General features: G+C 61.9%; 13 protein-coding genes and 1 pseudogene. 10 read left to right on the top strand and 4 right to left on the bottom strand.

The window, feature by feature from the left end:
* Window positions 1–267: 267 nt before the first annotated feature.
* From P9292_RS39585 to P9292_RS39570, 4 genes are all read left to right on the top strand, one after another.
* Window positions 268–1,188, top strand: coding sequence for a LysR family transcriptional regulator (locus tag P9292_RS39585; protein ID WP_309845888.1), 921 nt, complete (start codon window positions 268–270; stop codon window positions 1,186–1,188).
* A 230-nt stretch (window positions 1,189–1,418) separates the two neighbouring features.
* Window positions 1,419–2,522, top strand: coding sequence for a tartrate dehydrogenase (locus tag P9292_RS39580; protein WP_309965077.1), 1,104 nt, complete (start codon window positions 1,419–1,421; stop codon window positions 2,520–2,522).
* A gap of 3 nt (window positions 2,523–2,525) precedes the next feature.
* Window positions 2,526–3,974, top strand: coding sequence for an aldehyde dehydrogenase family protein (locus tag P9292_RS39575; protein ID WP_309965073.1), 1,449 nt, complete (start codon window positions 2,526–2,528; stop codon window positions 3,972–3,974).
* Window positions 3,975–3,994: 20 nt separating this feature from the next.
* Window positions 3,995–4,828, top strand: coding sequence for a DUF2520 domain-containing protein (locus P9292_RS39570; protein ID WP_309965069.1), 834 nt, complete (start codon window positions 3,995–3,997; stop codon window positions 4,826–4,828).
* A 17-nt stretch (window positions 4,829–4,845) separates the two neighbouring features.
* Here the strand turns inward: P9292_RS39570 and P9292_RS39565 are convergent, their stop codons facing one another.
* Window positions 4,846–5,238: a RidA family protein gene (locus P9292_RS39565; RefSeq protein ID WP_250494806.1), complete on the bottom strand. Its 393-nt coding sequence runs from the start codon at window positions 5,236–5,238 to the stop codon at window positions 4,846–4,848.
* A gap of 447 nt (window positions 5,239–5,685) precedes the next feature.
* Between P9292_RS39565 and P9292_RS39560 the strand changes: the two genes are divergently transcribed.
* Entirely contained in the window at window positions 5,686–7,173 is a 1,488-nt protein-coding gene (locus P9292_RS39560; RefSeq protein WP_309965065.1) for a SulP family inorganic anion transporter, read from the top strand.
* A 78-nt stretch (window positions 7,174–7,251) separates the two neighbouring features.
* Here the strand turns inward: P9292_RS39560 and P9292_RS39555 are convergent, their stop codons facing one another.
* Window positions 7,252–8,604: a glycosyl hydrolase gene (locus P9292_RS39555; RefSeq protein WP_250494804.1), complete on the bottom strand. Its 1,353-nt coding sequence runs from the start codon at window positions 8,602–8,604 to the stop codon at window positions 7,252–7,254.
* Between the two features lie 1,002 nt (window positions 8,605–9,606).
* The gene (locus P9292_RS39550) at window positions 9,607–10,059 is read right to left on the bottom strand and encodes a hypothetical protein (protein ID WP_309965063.1); all 453 of its coding nucleotides are present in this window, start codon (window positions 10,057–10,059) and stop codon (window positions 9,607–9,609) included.
* A gap of 29 nt (window positions 10,060–10,088) precedes the next feature.
* Here P9292_RS39550 and P9292_RS39545 point away from each other — a divergent pair, with 29 nt between their 5' ends.
* The 4 genes and pseudogenes from P9292_RS39545 to P9292_RS39530 all read left to right on the top strand — a co-directional run bounded on the left by P9292_RS39545 (window position 10,089) and on the right by P9292_RS39530 (window position 16,125).
* On the top strand, window positions 10,089–10,880 hold the full coding sequence (locus P9292_RS39545; protein ID WP_309965060.1) for a hypothetical protein: 792 nt from the start codon (window positions 10,089–10,091) through the stop codon (window positions 10,878–10,880).
* 17 nt (window positions 10,881–10,897) lie between these two features.
* Window positions 10,898–12,212 (top strand): annotated as a pseudogene (locus P9292_RS39540) (glycosyl hydrolase family 5).
* A 128-nt stretch (window positions 12,213–12,340) separates the two neighbouring features.
* On the top strand, window positions 12,341–14,734 hold the full coding sequence (locus P9292_RS39535) for a polysaccharide biosynthesis tyrosine autokinase (protein WP_244831469.1): 2,394 nt from the start codon (window positions 12,341–12,343) through the stop codon (window positions 14,732–14,734).
* Window positions 14,735–14,946: 212 nt separating this feature from the next.
* On the top strand, window positions 14,947–16,125 hold the full coding sequence (locus P9292_RS39530) for a YbfB/YjiJ family MFS transporter (RefSeq protein ID WP_244831951.1): 1,179 nt from the start codon (window positions 14,947–14,949) through the stop codon (window positions 16,123–16,125).
* Between the two features lie 2 nt (window positions 16,126–16,127).
* On the opposite strand, the gene P9292_RS39525 is transcribed toward P9292_RS39530, so the two are convergent.
* Window positions 16,128–17,072, bottom strand: coding sequence for an oxidoreductase (locus P9292_RS39525; RefSeq protein WP_309965058.1), 945 nt, complete (start codon window positions 17,070–17,072; stop codon window positions 16,128–16,130).
* A 242-nt stretch (window positions 17,073–17,314) separates the two neighbouring features.
* Here P9292_RS39525 and argG point away from each other — a divergent pair, with 242 nt between their 5' ends.
* Window positions 17,315–18,664: an argininosuccinate synthase gene (gene argG / locus P9292_RS39520; protein WP_309965055.1), complete on the top strand. Its 1,350-nt coding sequence runs from the start codon at window positions 17,315–17,317 to the stop codon at window positions 18,662–18,664.
* The last annotated feature ends 26 nt before the right edge of the window (window positions 18,665–18,690 follow it).

The following is an 18,690-nucleotide window of genomic DNA, read 5'->3' as shown; positions in this document are numbered from 1 at the left end:
GTCATATATGTACTGATTTTTTTAAAGCCCTGTCAGTGTCGCCGGATTCGTGGCAAACGGCGGACGCAGCAGGACATGGGAAATTTAGCCTGTGCCGCGCGCCGTCGATATGCGAATTCCTTGAAGCGGGCTTTCGAATTGTTCGAACGCCCGATGCGAGCGGCCACGCGCGTGCATCGCTCAGGGTAATCCTGTAGGGCGCGAAGACTGAGGGCCGCCGCGAGGGTGCCATACTGCGCGGCATGATCCATTCACGGAGCGTCTGGTTTGTTCGATCTCACCTCACTGGCTCTCTTTCTGCGCGCAGTCGAGACGGGGAGTCTGTCGAAGGCGGCGCAGCATTCGCATATGTCCTTGTCGACGGCCAGCCGGCGCATTGCGCTGCTCGAGCATCATTTCCGGGTGGTGCTGCTGAATCGAACTTCGGCGGGCGTCGAGCCCACGCCCGCCGGAGAAGCGCTCGCGCGCCACGGCACCGAACTGCTGCTCAAGACCGACGCCATCTATAGCGAGCTGTCCGACTACACGAAAGGCTCGGTGGGCCGGGTGCGCGTCTTCGCCAACATCTCCGCGATCAGCCAGGAGTTGCCCGAGCATCTGCGAGCGTTCTCGCAGAAGTATCGCGACATCAAGCTGCATATCAGCGAATTGCGCAGCGCCGACATCTTGCAGGCGTTGCGCGATGGCCGGGCGGATATCGGCGTCGTGACGTCGCAAACGGGCATGGAGGGCATTCGCCTCGCGCCTTATTGCAGCGACCGGATCAGCGTGGTCGTGCCGGAAGATCATGTATTGCAGGGAGACGAGATCGAGTTCGCCGCGCTGCTCGAACACGATATCGTCGCGCTCGACGACAAGGCCGAGGTCACGCGCATGCTGGTCAAGGAAGCGGCGCTGGCGGGCAAGACCATCCGCTTTCGCGTGCAGGTGCAGAGCTTCGAGGCCATGTGCCGGTTGATCGCCGTGGGGCAGGGTATCGGCGTGTTGCCCGAGGGCGCCGTGAAGCTGTTTCTTCAGCCGATGCGCTTGCGCTTCATTCGCCTGACCAATTCCTGGGCCGAACGGATGATGTCGGTTGGCATGCGCGAAGGCGCGGCGGCCTTGCCTACGCGCAGGCTGTTCGACTTTCTGAGTGAGATCGGACCCGCGAGCACGGCGCAACTCGATACCGAGCGCCCCGCGCGCTGAGCCCTTGCGGATTTTCGAAGCCACCGTTCCTCGATTCGCACTTCCGTCGTTCGAATGCGTCCGCTAGATTGGCATTCGACATAGTCCGATGCCCGGGCGCGGCCGCGCTCGCGAGCAAAAGAGACGCAGGAGACAACGCAATTTCCATAGAGGCGCGCCTTGGGTGCGCCCGCCTCCTGTGCCGTCTCGCCGGTCATTTCCGCGTCGCACTTTCGGAGGCTTTGCAGATCATGGCAACAACTCATAACATCGCCGTCATTCCCGGCGACGGCATCGGCAAGGAAGTGATGGTCGAAGGCCTGCGCGTGCTGAAGGCCGTGGCCGCGCGTTACGACATTGCGCTCAATTTCGACGAATTCGGCTCGTGGTGCACGGAGCATTACCTGCAACACGGCACGATGATGCCCGCGAATTGGGACCAGCAGATCGGCAAGCACGACGCCATTTTCTTCGGCGCGGTCGGCACGCCCGACGTCGTGCCGGATCACACCGCCGTGTGGGAATCGATCATCAAGATTCGCCGTGAATTCGACCAGTATGTGAACCTGCGCCCCGTGCGATTGATGCCCGGCGTGCCGTCGCCGCTCGCGAACCGCAAGCCCGGCGAGATCGACTTTCTGGTGGTGCGCGAGAATACCGAAGGCGAGTATTCGTCGGTGGGCGGGCGCATGTTCGAAGGCACCGAGCGCGAATTCGCCACGCAGCAGGCCGTGTTCACGCGCACGGGCGTGGACCGCATTCTCAAGTTCGCGTTCGAACTGGCGCAAAGCCGGCCACGCAAGCAACTCACGGCCGCGACCAAGTCCAACGGCATCTCCATCACCATGCCTTACTGGGACGAGCGTCTGGCAGAAGCCGCGAAGCGCTATCCGGACATCGAAACGCGCAAGTACCATATCGACATTCTGTGCGCGCACTTCGTGCAGAGCCCGGACCGTTTCGATGTGGTCGTCGCATCCAATCTGTTCGGCGACATCCTGTCCGACCTCGGGCCGGCTTGCACGGGCACCATCGGCATCGCGCCTTCCGCGAACCTGAATCCGGAGCGGCGCTTTCCGTCGCTGTTCGAGCCGGTGCATGGTTCCGCGCCTGACATTGCCGGGCGCGGCATCGCGAATCCGATCGGGCAAATCTGGTCGGCGGCGCTGATGCTTCAGTATCTCGGACGCGGCGAGGCGCGCTACGAAGCGGCCGCCAAAACCATCGTCGCGGCGATCGAAACCGTCCTCGACAAAGGTCCGCGCACGCCGGACATGGGTGGCGACGCCAACACCGTCGAAGTCGGCACGGCGATCGCCGAGGCCGTCACGGAACATGCACTGATCACGGAGTAAGACATGGAATATCAACACTTCATCGGCAACGCATGGAAGGCGCCGGATAGCGGCGCGACGCTCGATGTCATCGATCCGAGCACGGGCGAGCCGTTCGCTCACATCTCGCGCGGCAACGCAGCCGATATCGATGCTGCGGTCGCCGCCGCGCGCGGCGCAATGGGCGAAGCGCTCGACGGAGCGTGGGCCAAACCTTCGCCGGCCGAGCGCTCGAACCTTCTGTTCGCGTATGCCGCCGCCGTGCTCGAACATGGCGACGAACTCGCGCAACTCGAAGCGCGCGACACCGGCAAGGCGCTCAAGACCGCGCGCACCGACGCTGCCGTGCTGGCGCGTTATCTTCAGTACTACGCGGGCTGCGTCGACAAGCTACACGGCGAGACCTTGCCTTATTCGACGGGCTTCACCGTGTTGACCGTGCGCGAGCCGATTGGCGTGACCGGGCACATCATCCCGTGGAATTACCCGATGCAGATTTACGGGCGCAGCGTCGGCGCATCGCTCGCGGCGGGCAATGCGTGCGTGGTCAAGCCTGCCGAGGACGCGAGTCTGTCGATTCTGCGACTCGCCGAAATCGCCGCGGACATCGGCTTTCCGGCGGGCGCGATCAACGTCGTCACGGGTCTTGGCAGCGAAGCGGGCGCGGCGTTGTCGGCGAACGCGGGCATCGGCCACATCTCGTTCACGGGCTCGACGGTCACCGGCGCGCTGGTCGGTCGCACGGCCGCGGAACGTCATTGCCCGAGCGTGCTCGAACTCGGCGGCAAGTCGCCGCAACTCGTTTTCGACGATGCCGATCTCGACGAAGCGCTGCCCGTCATTCTCAACGCGATCATCCAGAACGCGGGGCAGACCTGCTCGGCGGGCAGCCGTTTGCTGGTCCAGCGCGGCATCTACGAAAGCGTCGTCGAGCGGCTTGCGGCGCGCTTCGAGACGCTGCGTTCCGGTCCGCCGTCGATGGACCTCGACATGGGGCCGCTCGTCAACGCGAAGCAGCAGGCGCGGGTGCGCGGCATCGTCGAGCGAGCGGAAGGCGAAGGTATCCGTGTCGCGGCGCGCGGCAAGATCGCGGCGGAGGCATCGCGTAATGGCTTCTTCCAGGAAGCCGTGCTGTTTCGCGACGTGCCGCCGGACAGCCGGCTCGCGCAGGAAGAAGTCTTCGGGCCGGTGCTTGCCGTCATGCCTTTCGACGACGAAGCCGAAGCGGTGCGACTCGCCAACGGCACGCAATACGGCCTCGTCGCGGGCGTCTGGACGCGCGATGGCTCGCGTGGTCTGCGCCTCGCGCGCAAGCTGCAGGCGGGGCAGGTTTTCATCAACAACTATGGCGCGGGCGGCGGCGTCGAACTGCCCTTCGGCGGCGTGAAGGCGAGCGGCCACGGGCGCGAGAAAGGCTTCGAAGCGCTCTACGGCTTCACGAGCCTCAAGACCATCGCCATTCGGCACGGTTGAGGCGCACGCGCTTTCGCATCATGGCGAAACTCAACATCATCGGCGCGGGGCGCGTGGGCGCGACGCTTGGCAATCTGATCGTCGCGAACCGCGTGCTCGATATCGGCGATGTCTTCGATACCGACGCCAAACGCGCCGCCGAAGCGGTCGATTTCATCGGCGCGGGTCGCGTAGCCGAAGACTTGGCCACGATGCGCCCCGCCGATATCTGGCTCTTGTCGGTGCCCGACATGCGCATCGCCGAAGTGGCCGAGCAGCTCGCTCGCGCGCACGAAGGCCGGGGCGCATCGGTGGCGGTGCATTGCAGCGGCGCGCTCGATGCCGACACGCTCGCGCCTTTGCGCGGCATCGGCTGGAGCGTTGCGAGCGCGCATCCCATGTTGAGCTTCGCCAATCCCGGCACCTCCGTGTTCCAGTTCGAAGGCACGCCATGCGGTCTGGAAGGCGACGCCGCCGCGCGTGGCGCATGGAGCGAGGTGCTGGGCGCGATCGGTGCGCGGTGTTTCGACATCGAGCCGGGCAGCAAGGCGCTGTATCACTCGGCGGCCGTCATGGCGTCGAACTTTTTGCCGGTGCTCGCGGCGATGTCCGTCGAGATGTGGCAAGCGGCGGGCATTCCGGACACGCTGATTCAGGACATGATGCATACGCTTGCGCGCAATTCCGTCGATAACGTACTTGCCCTCGGCCCGCGCGATGCGCTGACAGGCCCCGCCGCGCGAGGCGACCGCGCGGTGGTGGAAGCGCAGTCGCGGGCTATCGCAGCGTGGGACGAGGTATGGCGCGAAGCCTACGATGCGTTGTCCGTGCTGGCCGCGCGGCTTGGGCGGACGGGAACGGTGCGGGGAAGTTGAGGGCACACGTCAGCACGCTATATCGCCGCGATGCAGTCGATCTCGATATCGAAATGTCCCGGCCACGCAGGCACATTGACGAAGATTCTCGCGGGCGGATTGGGGCCGAAGAATCGTCCGTAGATGTCGTTCACGACCGGGAAAGCGGCGACTGAGGTGCAATAGACGTTGCACTTGAGAACCTGATCCAGCGATGAACCTGCCGTCTCGACGCACAGCTTCAGTTGCTCCAACACGCGTTGGGTCTGCACTTCGATCGATGCTTGCATGACCTCGCCGGTCTGCGGATCGAACGGAGGAAAGCCTGACACATACACCGTGTCGCGATGACGCGTGACGGCGGAGGTCGGCGCATTCCAGCGCTCGAGCCAGCTTGAAAGCGGTTCGACACGAATGATTTCCCGGCTCATGATGTGTACGCTCCAAGAGTTGTTCATCGAGTCCGCGAAGTTGCTAGCGGCGTGTGATTGCAGTATCGCCGATGCCTGAGTGGAAACGTTTTGAGTTGGAGTGAAGTGTGGAATGTCGACTATTGCATTCAAGCGCATGCTGCATGACATGGCCGGAGCAAGCGCATCACTCGAATTTTCGGATTAGGGTAAACTACGAGCCTTCCCGGGCGATCTCGCGCCCACACCGAATTTCTCACGCACCCATGTAGCTTTCCGAGAACCTCCGACCGTTCAGACGGCTTTGCACCTTGGGGGTTCGCGTGTACGGGTGCGTTCGCCTGGCTTGCTTCAGGCGACGTGCTGCCATCTCGTCGATTCGACACCGGCGACTCCGTTCGACACCATCGGCGTTTTGCGCCGGCTTTCAAACGCAGTGCGCCATGTGCGGACTGCGGAACTCATTCGATGCAGATTCAATCTCTCAAGCAGCAATGGCTCACGCATGTTCCCGCGAATGTGCTCGCGGGCCTTACGTCATCGTTTGCGCTCGTTCCCGAGTGCATTGCGTTCGCGCTCGTCGCGCAGGTGAATCCCTTGATGGGCCTTTACGGCGCTTTCATCATCTGCGCGCTGACCGCCATTTTCGGCGGCAGACCGGGCATGATTTCCGGCGCGGCGGGATCGATGGCGGTCGTCATCGTCGCTCTCGTGGTCGAGCACGGCGCTCAGTATCTTCTCGCTACCGTTATTCTCGGCGGCGTGCTGATGACCGTCTTCGGACTTTTGCGTCTCGGCAAGCTGATCCGCATGGTGCCGCATCCCGTGATGATCGGCTTCGTGAATGGCCTCGCGATCATCATTGCCATGGCGCAGCTCGAGCATTTCAAACGCGCCACACCGCAAGGCGAAGTCTGGTTGCAGGGAACGCCGTTGATGGTCATGTCGGGTCTCGTCGCGTTGACGATGCTACTCGTGTATTTGCTGCCGCGCATCACCAAGGCGGTGCCGCCGGCGCTCGTCGCCATTCTGAGTATCGGCCTGATAAGCCAGTTGCTCGATTTGCCGACGCGGACACTGGGCGACATGGCGCACATCGCGGGCGCGTTCCCGAGCTTTCATCTGCCGACGATACCGCTCGATCTCGATACGCTCAGAATCGTCTTTCCTTACGCGCTTCTCATGGCGATTGTCGGCTTGCTGGAAACGCTCCTGACCTTCAATCTGACCGATGAGATCACCGAAACGCGCGGACAGCCCAATCGCGAATGCGTGGCGCTTGGCGTGTCGAATATCGTATCCGGCTTGTTCGGCGGCATGGGCGGTTGCGCCATGATCGGTCAGACCATGATCAACCTGAGTTCGGGCGGACGCAGCCGCTTATCAGGTGCGACGAGCGGCATCATGATCTTGCTGTTCATCCTTTTCCTGTCGCCGCTTATCGAACGAATTCCTCTCGCCGCGTTGGTCGGCGTGATGTTCGTCGTGGCGCAGCAGACCTTCGCGTGGGGATCGCTCCGTGTGCTCGGTAAAGTGCCGCGTAATGACGCAATCGTGATCGTTGCGGTCACGGTTATCACCGTGTTCACCGATCTGGCGATTGCGGTGCTATGCGGCATCGTGATCGCCGCGTTGAACTTCGCCTGGCAACATGCCCGCGAGATTCGCGCGGACTCGAAATCCGATGAAAAGGGCACACGTACTTACGTACTGCACGGCACCCTGTTTTTCGCATCGACGGCGAATTTTCAGGACCTTTTCGATCCGCAGAACGATGCGGACGATGTCATCGTCGATTGCCAGCATCTGCATGTCGCGGATCACTCTGCAATCGTGGCGTTCGAAACGTTGCAAGACCGCTATCGAAAGGCAGGGAAGCGTTTGCAGTTCGCGAACTTGTCACCGCGTAATCAGCACATTCTTCAGCGCGCGGGCGTTTCGATCGCGAATGCGTGAGACCTTGAAATGCGAAACACCCGGCGGAAGGCATGTTGAACCTTGCGCCGGGTGTTTTGGTACTACAGCAAAACTCGATTACTTCGAAGCCGCCACTGCTGCCTTCATCGTCGAATAGATCGCCTTCTTCGCGCCGCTATTCGTGAGAATGCCGTAGTCGCCGGTAGGATCGTCGTAGAGCTCGTACCACTGGAAGCCGATCACGTTATACGTGCTGCGTGCCGCGTAAAGTTCCGGGACCGTCTTCGTGATATAGGCCTGTGCCTGAGCCGTCGAAAAGTCCATATTCACGCCAATTTCCGTGAACATGATCGGCAGGTTGTACGTGTCGTGCATGATCTTGAGCACGTTGTAGTTGGTGCCGTCCTTGCCCCACGTGTTCTCAGGATCGAGACCGTCCGAGTACCAGTGCAACTGGATGATGTCGGTCTTCACCTTCGGATGTCCCGTCGAGCCATCCGGCTGCACGCCTGTCAACATGCCCTTGTACCAGCCGAGGTACAGGAAGCCCGCCGAAGCCGTGGCAATGACCTTCGTCTGTCCGGCCGTATCCACCGAGCGCCAGCCGTCGTAATAGCCGCGCAGCGCGCCGCGCCAGATTGGCCACGTCGTGTTGTCGTAGTCGGAAACGTTCACGCCATCGTTTGCAATCTTGCGGTTATGCGTGTCGAGGTCGTACTCGTTGCCGAACTCGACGACCGGCACGCCCTTGAGCTTGGTCGCGGCATAAGCGGCCATGGAATACGCATATGCGTAGGCGCTGTCTTCGGTCGGCGTCTTGCCGTTCAGCGAAGGATCGTCCCACGGATAGGCATCGATCAGCGGCATCACCGTGACACTGGAACCTAATCCGGGAATGACCTTGTTCGCGAGCGTGTCGATCTGATCGTAACCGTGCACGTCCTGCCGAATGCCTGTCAGGCCGAGGTCGACCATGGTCGATGCCTGCGTGCTGAGCGGCGTCGACGAATAGACGCCGCCGTAGGCATAGTGCTCGTTGACGCCGAAGAACGGCATGGCTGTCGTGGTCGAACCGGAAGCAGAGCCCGAAGTCGAACCCGCGTTCGTCGATGCCGGCGTGCTGGCGGGCGTCGAAGCAGCAGGGCGCGGATCGGCCGAAACTGCCCACGTGTTGTTTTGCCAGACCCACCAGAGCTTGTTCACGTTCTGCTGATAGATCTTGCCTGCGTACCAAAGCAGCGCGATCACGTCCTGCGAGAAGCCGGCTTTCTGATTGGCGCGATACACCACGCCGCTCTTGACCGTCCACACCGCGCCCGACGAGTCGCTGATCGACGTGGCCGGGGGAATGACGGTGCCGCTCACCGAAGCAGGATGCTTGGCGATATCCACCACCGCAACGGGATCGGTTGCGCTGTTGACGACGCTCGACGGCGTTCCGTCACTGCCACCGCCACCGCATGCGGACAAGATTAGGGTGCCTAAATAGCACGAAATTACGACCAGACGATTATTCTTCATTTTGGATAATGGCTCAGTGTGCATTGATTCTGACCGCGCAAAGGGTCTCCCCCGAGTGCCTTAAAGGACCTCGGTAAGCAGTGCTTTGGGAGAGAGAGGCGAATCAGCCTATGCGCCTGGACAATTAAGGCGCGACCGTCATCCGTTTATTGCCGGAGGGGTCATGAGGAATGTTACACAGTTGAAACGTCGTTAAGTACGATAAAAGACGTAACAGCATGTAACCAGTTGGACCAAACGGAAAAACGTACTTTTATAGTACAAAACCGTGAATAAATAATCTGTTTTCCACCCTAAAGCTTGACGCGAAATGATGTTGGCTTTTGAATCGTTTTCAAACCTTTCAATAACGACGAATTCTGTAATCTTCATACGCGATAGCGTCGGCGCGCCATTGTGGCTAAGGCTGTGGCGGAATGCGACGGCGTGCCTTTTCGGTCCGGATATGCGCCGGTTTCATTGCGTATTAATCGCCTGCGATCACCGCGGTTTCAGTCGCGAAACGCGCGAAGATAATCGCCCGCATAGACCGCGCACGAGTCCTGTGATTACCCCCTTCAAACCGCTCGCCTAAAAGCTTTAGCGGGGCTTCAACTGGCATCTCGCGATAAGTGGCTTACCGCACGCTCGATGTGCTTGAGAGGCGGTTTGGACCGTGGCGCAAACGTTTAGCTGTCGCCCGCAAATTCATGCGTGCGTGCGCGCACAGAGTCACTTGTCGTACAAAGGTAATTTTCGGTCCTGAGACGAGTCCGGCCAGACTTGAATCGACTCTGCGCCAAGCGTGCAAAGAACACGAAGCGGCTGCCGATTTGATCGTGCAACCGACTTTTCCTTCCGACGGACATGCGACGGTCACTCGATGAACAAAGCATCACTAAAAGACAAGCTATGGGTTGCGACGTTCATCGTCGCAGTGGCGAGCGACGTGCTCTCCGGCGTGATCCGCTACTACACGTCGACGATGGGCATGGCGCCCGCCGCGTATCTTCCCAAGGTGCTGATGTTGGGCTGGGTGCTATACGTCCTTCTCACGCGGCCCAAGGCGACGCACGCGCTCATCGCGCTATATCTGCTTACGCAGACCTTCCTTTCGCTGTCGCACGGCGTCGAGCCTGCCGCAGTCGGATTCTGGCTGTGGAGCGTGACGCCTCTGCTTTTCGCACTCACCGCGTCCCGCGAGACGCTCGCGCTCATGAACGGACGCTCGGCGTTCCTCGGACTGCTCACACTCGCCGCGCTTTGCGGCATCGGTATTCTCGCCAATAGCATGCTGAAGCTGCCCTGGGTGGGCGCAAGCGTATCGGTCGGTGGACACAACGTGACGATGGCCACGTCCTCGTACGTCGGCGTTGCATCGCGGCTGTCGGGATTCGGTCGCGACAGCGCATCGGTGGCGCTCATGGCCGGCCTTCTCGACCACGTGGCTTTTGATGCACATCCGCTCGAAGGCGCTGCAGTTCGTGCTGCTCGCGCTCGCCGGCGCCACCATCTACGCCACGACCAACAAGACCGCGCCGGTGTCGCTCGCAATCGTCGTCATCGTGCACATGCTGTTTTCCACGCGCGGCATCAAGCGAGCGTGTCTGTGGGCGAGCGGCTTCCCGATCGTCCTGCCGATCGTCGCATTCTTCGCCGCCTCCGCCTTCAACTTGGCGAGCCGCGGATACGTCACGCTGTCGTCGTTCCAGGATCGAATGATCAACACGTGGCCGCTTCTGATCGAAGGTCTCATGAAGCACGAACGCATCTGGTTCGGTCTCGGGCCAGGCGCGTTCGGCTCGGCCGCGAGCTATTACGAAAGCCCGTTCGGCTTCAACGTTGCGTATGCCGATAACACCGTGCTCTATGCAATTGCGTGCTTCGGTTTCGTCGGCGCGCTGGTGCTCGTCGTGTATCTCGTGCGGCTCATGCTGAATTCGGCGTCGAACGATCGCGCTGCGTGGTCGGTGCTGCTGTATCTCGTCTTCAGCGCGGCGAGCACGGACATCTGCGAATCGATCGGCTGCCTGCTGTTCCTGGGTCTTGCCATCAGCTACCTGCGACAGCCGGCGCTCATGGCTCGACCGGTTGCCCCGTGGTATCCGCAAGCGCCTTCGCGTGGCTATGGCTTTAACGGGTTCGCGCCACAGTCGAACGAACATTGGCTGCAAGCGAGCCGCGCGAACCAGCAGGTCGCGGCACTCGAAGCAAGCCGTCATACGTTCGGAAGGCATTCGTCGTGATCTGGACCAACGTAAGCTTGGCGCGGCGCATCGTGCTTGCCGCGCTCATCTCCCTTTGCGGTTCGCTGCACGCGGCGTCCGCCGCACCGACGCTCGTGCTCGACGGCGCGTCGCAATCGACGGAGCATCCGTACATCGAGTTGCCGGGCTTTGCCGCGTCGCGCGCGAATACGGGCGTCGCCATTCATCAAATCGCCGATCTGCATCTGCTCGATGCCGTGAAGGACGTCGGCTTCTCCTTCGTTCGCACGGACCTCTTCTGGGAAGCGGTGCAGGCGCCGGATGGCTGGCATTTCGGCGGCTTCGACGGTCTCGTCTCCAATCTTTCGGCACGCGGCCTGGGCGCGTTGTTCATCCTCGGCTACAAGCATTACGCCTTCAGCCCGGACCAGCCACCGACCTCCGCCGTGCAATTGAGCGCGTTCAGTACCTACGTGCACATGGCGGCGTATCGCTACCGGAACGCGCCGGTGCGTTTCGAAGTATGGAACGAGGAGGACGACGAGAAGTACTGGCTCGCGCCGCCTTCGCCGCGTGCCTATCGCACGTTGCTTGAAACAGCGGTGACGACGGCGAAGTCGGCCAATCCGCGTGCGATCGTCGCGACGGGCGGCGTGCAACAGATCGATCGCGCATTCATCCGTGCCGTGGGCGACATGAGTGCAACCGCGCGACAAGCCGGGCAAGCCGCTCGGTCCCGATGCGGTGAGCGTGCATCCGTATCGACAGCAGAACCCGGAAACCGTGCTCGACGACTATCGAGTGTTGCGCGAAGACCTCAACGGTTATACAAAACGCCCCCAAGTGTGGGCAACCGAATGGTCGTACCCAAGCGTTGGATACGAATATGTGTCTGAGATCAACGACGGCCACGCACCCGAAGCAAGAGCGCGGCAAGCTCGCTACGCGGTGCGGCTGCTGTTGATGAACTGGATCGCGCAAGTCGGACTGACGTCCTACTACGACATGCGCGACGATGGGACGGACCCGAAGGAAATGGAGCACAACTTCGGCTTGCTCGATGCCAACAATGCGAAGCTGCCCGCGTACGACGCAGTCAAGCATTTGTTCGGTTTCACCGCGGGCGAAGTGCACGCTCGTTATTTCATCGATGAGAAAGCGCGCTACGTCGTGCTGAAACTCGATGGCGCGCACGCAACGAAGTACGTCGTGTGGTGTTACGGGAATGGGAACGTGATGGACCTCGATGTATCGCATCTGCCGGCTGATGCGATCGTCACCGATGTATACGGCGTGCCGCACGGGGAACGTGGCACGCTGTCGTTGACCGAAGCGCGGGGACCGGTGTTCATCACCATCGCTTCGAAGTAAGGCAGCAAGGCGCGAATGGACCAGCGCGCCACTTGAAGTTCGATTTCGATCGAATCACACAACGTTAGGTTTGACGGCGGACCTTGCCACTGACGTCACGACTTTTGTTTTCTTGGTTGGGATATAAAATGCTTACATATAATATGCAGCCCGAAATGACGGCGGCTTCGCAACGGGGCGATGGCGTCGTGGACCTCTGGCGCAGTGTCGTGCGTCACAAGACTCTGCTGGGTACGGTAACTGGCGTATGTTGCGCCGCTGGCGTGCTCTACGTCCTGCTCGCCACGCCGCAATATCGCGCCGAAGCGCTCTTGCGCGTGCAGAGCACCAAGGCGGGCACGTCGATCAGCTCGCTGAACGACGTCTCCGGCTCGATGGCGGCAGACGCCTCCGCGAGCGATGAAAGCGATGTCCTGACCTCGCGCTCGGTCGTCACCAGCGCCATCACGCAGACCGGCGCGGATGTCGTCGTCGAAACCGAAAGTCACTTTCCGCTGATCGGCCGCTGGTACGCCTCGCGTCATGCAGGCGACCGCGAACTCGCGCCTGCACCGTTCGGTCTCGATTCCTACGCATGGGGCGGCGAGCGCATGAAGGCCGGCGTCTTCAACATTCCGAGCGCGGCTTATCGCAACAAATTCCACGTGGTCGCCGACAAGGATGGTCAGTGGACACTCTTCGACAAGGACGACAAGCAGCTCGCCAAGGGCCGCGTCGGCGAACTCGTGCCGTTCCAGGTCTCGACCGTCGACGGCCAGGCGCCTGCAGAAGTGCGTATCGACACCTTGCGTGCACGTCCCGGCGTGAGCTTCGAGATCACGCGTTACTCGCAGCAAATGACGCTCGAAAACGTGTTGCTGCGCATGCGTACGTCGATTCCGCCGCGCGATTCGTCGCTGCATGATCCGTCGCTGATCCATCTGAGCTATCAGGCCGAGTCGCCGTTCGACGCGCAAGCGATGGTCAACGCCATCGTCAAGACGTATCAGGAACGCGATGTCGAACGCCGCGCCGCGCAAGCCCAGACGAGCCTCGACTTCCTGAAGAAGCGCCTGCCTGGCCTCAAGCAGGATCTCGAAACCGCCGAAAGCCGCCTGAACGCATTTCGCACGCAGACGGGCACCGTGGACATGGCGCAGCAGAATACCGCGCTCATTACCCGCATGAGCCGTCTCGAAGAGCAGCAGACCACGTTGTCGCTCGCGCTGGATGCCGCGCAGCACAAGTTCCGTCCGGAAAACGAGAACTATCAGAGCGCGCTCACGCAATTGAATCAGGTGAAGCACGAGATTGCCGAGACGGCCAAGACGGCGGCGAACCTGCCGACCGTGCAACGTCAGTACGTCGAACTCGCACGCGATGTCGCCGTCACCACGCAGCTTTACACGAGCGTGCTGACCAACGCGCAGCAGCTCGAAGTCGCTGCCGCCAGCACGCCGCCGGGCGTGGCCGTGGTGGACTGGGCGCTCGCGCCCGAGAAGCAATCGTGGCCGCGCGCGTGGATCGTGTTGCTCGGTTCCATCTTCGGTGGCTTGTTCGTGAGCACGGTGGCGATCTATCTGATCGCGTTGAATCGCCGCGAATTGCGCAGCCCCGAGGAGATCGACAGCTTCTCGGAAATCCCGCGCCTCGCCGTGGTTGCCCGCTCCGCAGCGCAATTGCGCCAGGACGTTCGCGCACTGACGCACAACGCCGCACCGGCCAAGCTGCTTGCCATGACGAGCCCGACCGACCCGAGCATCGAAGCATTGCGCTCCTTGCGCAGCAGCGTTCGTGCAATGCTGAACGGCGTGCCGATGACGGCTCATCCCGCGCTCAATAGCTGGAACCCGATGAACCCGACCGCGCCGATGAACCCCATGTCCACGTTGAGCGCCATGCCTTCGATGAACATGAGCGTGATGAACTCGGGCTATGTGGTCGATGCAGACAACCACGAAGGCAAGATCATCCTCTTCACGGGACCGACGCAAGGTGTGGGCAAGAGCTTCGTGTCGTCGAACTTCGCTTATCTGCTCGCCGAGACGCAGGCTTCGGTGCTCTTGATCGATGCGGACATGCGTCAGGGCCGGCTGCGTCATCTCGTCGACGGACGCACGGGTCCGGGCCTCGCCGAAGTGCTCGAAGGTTCGGCACGCGTCGAAGATGCCATCGTGCGGATTGGCACGAGCGGCCTTTCGATGATGGACGCAGGCGCGCTTTATCCGGAGAACCCGGCAGAGCTGCTTGGACGCCCGGCCTTCCAGGAAATGCTGGCGATGGTGCGTGGTATCTACGACTACATCGTGATCGATTCGCCGCCGGTGCTGCCCGTTGGCGACGCGCAATCCATCGCGATGCAGAACTGCGATCTCGTGCTGCTCGTGTCGCGTGCCGATCTCACTGGCGCACGCCAACTGGAAGAGACGCTGCGCCGCCTGCGCAACGTCGGCGCGAAGATCGGCGGTCACGTGTTCAACGGCTTTGCGCCGGGACGTTACGGCGCGCGCGAAGAGTACGGCTTCACGACGGCCACGCGTTAAGGAAGGGCGGGGCGAACGCCCTGCTCATCACTGGTCTTGCGAAAGGCGCCGCATATGCGGCGCCTTTCGCATTGGCGGGAACGCTGTGATAACGTCACGCAAAACGCGCCAAGGAAACGAGAGTGACGTCGCAGATAAAACGAGCGGTAGACCGGCAATCGAGGCACGAGTCTTCGTCCACGGAAGAACACTTCGAACACGGGCGCGCGCTCATGCTGGCCGTTGCGTTGTCCCTGGGAAGCGCGATCGCGCTGGGGCTGGCCCGCTTTTCCTACGCGCTGTTGTTGCCCGCGATGAAGCTCGACCTCGGCTGGAGCTTTGCGCAAGCAGGCGCGATGAACACCGCGAATGCATTCGGCTACTTGCTCGGCGCGCTGGCTTTTCCACGCATGTCCCGCCGATGGCCGCCTTCCGCATTGCTTCTCGCAGGCTGCGCTTCAACGACGTTGTTAATGGCCGCAAGCGGCCTCGCGTTCTCGACCTGGCTGCTGCTGTTCCTGCGCGTTGCCACCGGCTGCGGCAGCGCGCTCATCTTCATCAGCGGCGGCGTGTTGGCGGCGCGGCTTGCATCGCTTTCCACGCGCGGGGCCGGGCTCTTGCTCGGCTTGTATTACGGAGGCACGGGCTGGGGCATCCTTGCGTCGGCGGTGCTCGTGCCTTTCACGGTGGCGCCGCGTGTGCATGGATGGCAATACGCGTGGTTCGCGCTCGCCGCAGTGTGCGCGCTCTGTTCAGCCGGGGCGATCGTGGCGGCGCGCAAGATCGAATCGAATCATGCGAGAGTTGCGCGCGGTGCCGAAGCGAATGCGGCGCCTCCGAGCGCAACGGTGGCAGTGTCGCGCATGTGGCTCGTGCTTGCGGGATACACGCTCTTCGGCGTTGGTTACATCGGCTACATGACGTTCATCGTCGCGCTGCTTCGCAACGCCTCGATGAGCGCGACTGTCATCACGAGCTTCTATGTCTTGCTCGGCGCCGCCACCGTGGTTTCGGCGCGTCTGTGGTCCGGGCTGCTCGACCGCATGCGCGGCGGCCAGGCGCTCGCGGTGCTCAACGCGCTATTGGGTATCGCCACGCTCGTGCCCGCGCTCTTCATGCATCCCGTGGCGGCTTTCGCTTCGGGTCTCTTATTCGGCGCAACTTTCTTGTCCGCGGTCGCGGCAACGACAGCGTTCGTGCGGCACAACTTGCCGGCCGATCAGTGGGCGAGGGGAATCAGCGCGTTCACCATCGTGTTCGCGCTCGGGCAGATCGTCGGCCCTATTGTGATCGGATGGGTATCGGACGGCGCGGGGCTCGAACGAGGCATGCTCTACTCGGCGATGCTGCTCGTCCTCGGTGCAATTCTCGCTGCAAGTCAGAAGCCGTTGCAAAGCGCGATGGCGCGATAAACTCACTCGAACGCCTTCGCCGTCAACGCCTCGCATACTTCCCACAGGCGTTTGGCCGCGTCTTTATCGAGTGCCTGCGATGCAACCTTCGCCGGTCCCACGGTGTCGCCGCGTGCTTCGAATAACCCGAGCGGTCCGTAGTAACCGCCATCGACGACATCGGGCGCGGTCGCTGCATACAGCGTTGGCAGCGCGCCGCTCAGATCGCTGTTCAATAACGCGCCGATAAACCCGCTCAACACGGTGCGCGCCGCCCGGCTCACAGCCGACCGATCGTCGCGAAACAGGTTCGTTTTGGCTACGCCCGGATGCGCGGCCACCGACATCACGCGCGATCCCGCCGCACGCAAATGACGGTCGAGTTCGAACGCGAACATGAGGTTGGCGAGCTTGGACTGGCGGTACGACGACATCGGCGAATAGTGACGCGTTGCCTGGAGATCGTCGAAATCGAGCCGTCCCGTCTTGTGCGCGATGGATGCAATCGTGACGATGCGCGGGCGCTCGGACGCGCTTTCCGCCGCCATTTCGATTGCGGGCAGGAGCAGGCCGGTCAGCGCGAAGTGCCCGAGCACGTTGGTGCCGAACTGAAGCTCGAAGCCATCGGCGGTTTCGGCGCGGCGCGGCGGCGCCATGACGCCCGCATTGTTGACGAGGATATCGAGCGGCTTGCGTAAAGCGAGCTGACGGTCGGCGAAAGCGCGCACCGAGGAAAGATCCGCGAGTTCGAGTTGATCGAATTGCACGCGCGCGTCGGGCACTTCCCGTTGCAGCCGCGCGAGCGCTTGTGCGCCGCGCTGCGGATTGCGGCATGCGAGTACCACTTCGGCGCCGTGCCGGGCCAGCACGGCGGCGGTGTGATAGCCGATGCCGCTATTCGCGCCGGTGACGATGACCCGGCGGCCCGTCTGCGACGCGATGTCATCGATACTCCAGGGTTTGCTCATGTGCGTGCGGGTTTCAGTGCGAACAGAGGTCACTATGCCATGTGCGGTGCACGGCGCGCGGCAAAGAGGCCCCAGCGATCGCCGCATCGGACGCCAATTTTCGGCGATTCGACAACGGCGGGCGAATCGCCGACAATCGCTACTTCGCTTTTTCGCTGTCCAGATCGGGCCCCGCTGCGGGCGTGGGCCCCCGCGTCAGGTAATATGTCGGCGCTTGTCCAGGTAATCCAGGTAACCCTCAAATGACCACGATTCTCGAAAGCCTCCCCGTTCAGCAACGCGTCGGAATTGCATTTTCCGGCGGTTTGGATACCAGCGCCGCGTTGCACTGGATGCGTCTCAAAGGCGCAGTTCCGTTTGCATACACGGCCAATCTGGGCCAGCCCGACGAGGACGACTACGAGGAAATCCCGCGCCGCGCCATGCAATACGGCGCGGAAAACGCCCGCCTGATCGACTGCCGCGCTCAGCTCGTCGCCGAGGGCATCGCGGCGCTGCAATCCGGTGCGTTCCATATTTCCACTGCGGGCGTGACCTACTTCAATACGACGCCGCTCGGCCGCGCCGTGACGGGCACCATGCTCGTCGCCGCGATGAAACAGGACGGCGTGAATATCTGGGGCGACGGCAGCACGTATAAAGGCAACGACATCGAGCGCTTTTATCGTTATGGGCTGCTGGTGAATCCGGATCTCAAGATCTACAAGCCGTGGCTCGACCAGACCTTCATCGACGAACTGGGCGGCCGCGCGGAGATGTCCGAATTCATGCGCAAGGCAGGGTTCGACTACAAGATGTCGGCGGAAAAGGCTTATTCGACCGATTCGAACCTGCTCGGCGCAACGCACGAAGCCAAGGATCTGGAAAGCCTCGAAAGCGGCATGCAGATCGTCAAGCCGATCATGGGCGTGGCGTTCTGGCGTGACGACGTGCAGATCGCGCGCGAGACCGTCACCGTGCGTTTCGACGAAGGCGTGCCTACCGCGCTCAACGGCGTGGAATTCGGCGATCAAGTCGCGCTGCTGCTGGAGGCAAACCGAATCGGCGGGCGTCACGGGCTCGGCATGAGCGATCAGATCGAAAACCGCATCATCGAGGCTAAGAGCCGTGGCATTTACGAGGCGCCCGGACTTGCGCTGTTGCAGATCGCGTATGAGCGGCTCGTGACGGGTATCCATAACGAAGACACGATCGAGCAGTATCGCGAAAGTGGCCGCCGGCTCGGACGCCTGCTTTATCAAGGCCGCTGGTTCGATTCGCAAGCCATCATGCTGCGTGAAGCCGCGCAGCGCTGGGTGGCGCGCGCCGTGACGGGCGAAGTGACCATCGAGCTTCGCCGTGGCAACGACTACTCGATCATGAGGACGAAGTCGCCGAATCTGACGTATCAACCGGAACGCCTGTCCATGGAAAAGGTGCAGTCGACGTTCTCGCCGCGCGACCGGATCGGCCAGTTGACCATGCGTAACCTGGATATCGACGACACGCGCGAGAAACTTCGCGTGTATGCGCAAGTCGGCCTTCTGACGCCGGGCGATACCTCGGCTCTTCCGCAACTGGATGAGCCATCGAAGGCGGGTTCCAAGGAGTAACGCGTAAGAACGCGCGGGAGCCAGGT

The sequence above is a fragment of the Caballeronia sp. LZ001 genome, from assembly GCF_031450875.1.
In the GTDB taxonomy this organism is placed as follows: Bacteria; Pseudomonadota; Gammaproteobacteria; order Burkholderiales; family Burkholderiaceae; genus Caballeronia.
Note: the sequence above shows the minus strand (reverse complement) of the source record. Positions and strands in the feature narration are given on the sequence as shown.

Excerpts from the sequence above, each read along its gene's own strand:
- P9292_RS39570 (WP_309965069.1), top strand. The coding sequence starts at position 3,995 with ATGGCGAAACTCAACATCATCGGCGCGGGGCGCGTGGGCGCGACGCTT.
- P9292_RS39530 (WP_244831951.1), top strand. The coding sequence starts at position 14,947 with ATGCTGGCCGTTGCGTTGTCCCTGGGAAGCGCGATCGCGCTGGGGCTG.
- P9292_RS39580 (WP_309965077.1), top strand. The coding sequence starts at position 1,419 with ATGGCAACAACTCATAACATCGCCGTCATTCCCGGCGACGGCATCGGC.
- P9292_RS39545 (WP_309965060.1), top strand. The coding sequence starts at position 10,089 with ATGCACATCCGCTCGAAGGCGCTGCAGTTCGTGCTGCTCGCGCTCGCC.
- P9292_RS39565 (WP_250494806.1), bottom strand. The coding sequence starts at position 5,238 with ATGAGCCGGGAAATCATTCGTGTCGAACCGCTTTCAAGCTGGCTCGAG.
- argG (WP_309965055.1), top strand. The coding sequence starts at position 17,315 with ATGACCACGATTCTCGAAAGCCTCCCCGTTCAGCAACGCGTCGGAATT.
- P9292_RS39550 (WP_309965063.1), bottom strand. The coding sequence starts at position 10,059 with ATGAGCGCCACCGATGCGCTGTCGCGACCGAATCCCGACAGCCGCGAT.
- P9292_RS39560 (WP_309965065.1), top strand. The coding sequence starts at position 5,686 with ATGCAGATTCAATCTCTCAAGCAGCAATGGCTCACGCATGTTCCCGCG.
- P9292_RS39525 (WP_309965058.1), bottom strand. The coding sequence starts at position 17,072 with ATGAGCAAACCCTGGAGTATCGATGACATCGCGTCGCAGACGGGCCGC.
- P9292_RS39575 (WP_309965073.1), top strand. The coding sequence starts at position 2,526 with ATGGAATATCAACACTTCATCGGCAACGCATGGAAGGCGCCGGATAGC.
- P9292_RS39535 (WP_244831469.1), top strand. The coding sequence starts at position 12,341 with ATGCTTACATATAATATGCAGCCCGAAATGACGGCGGCTTCGCAACGG.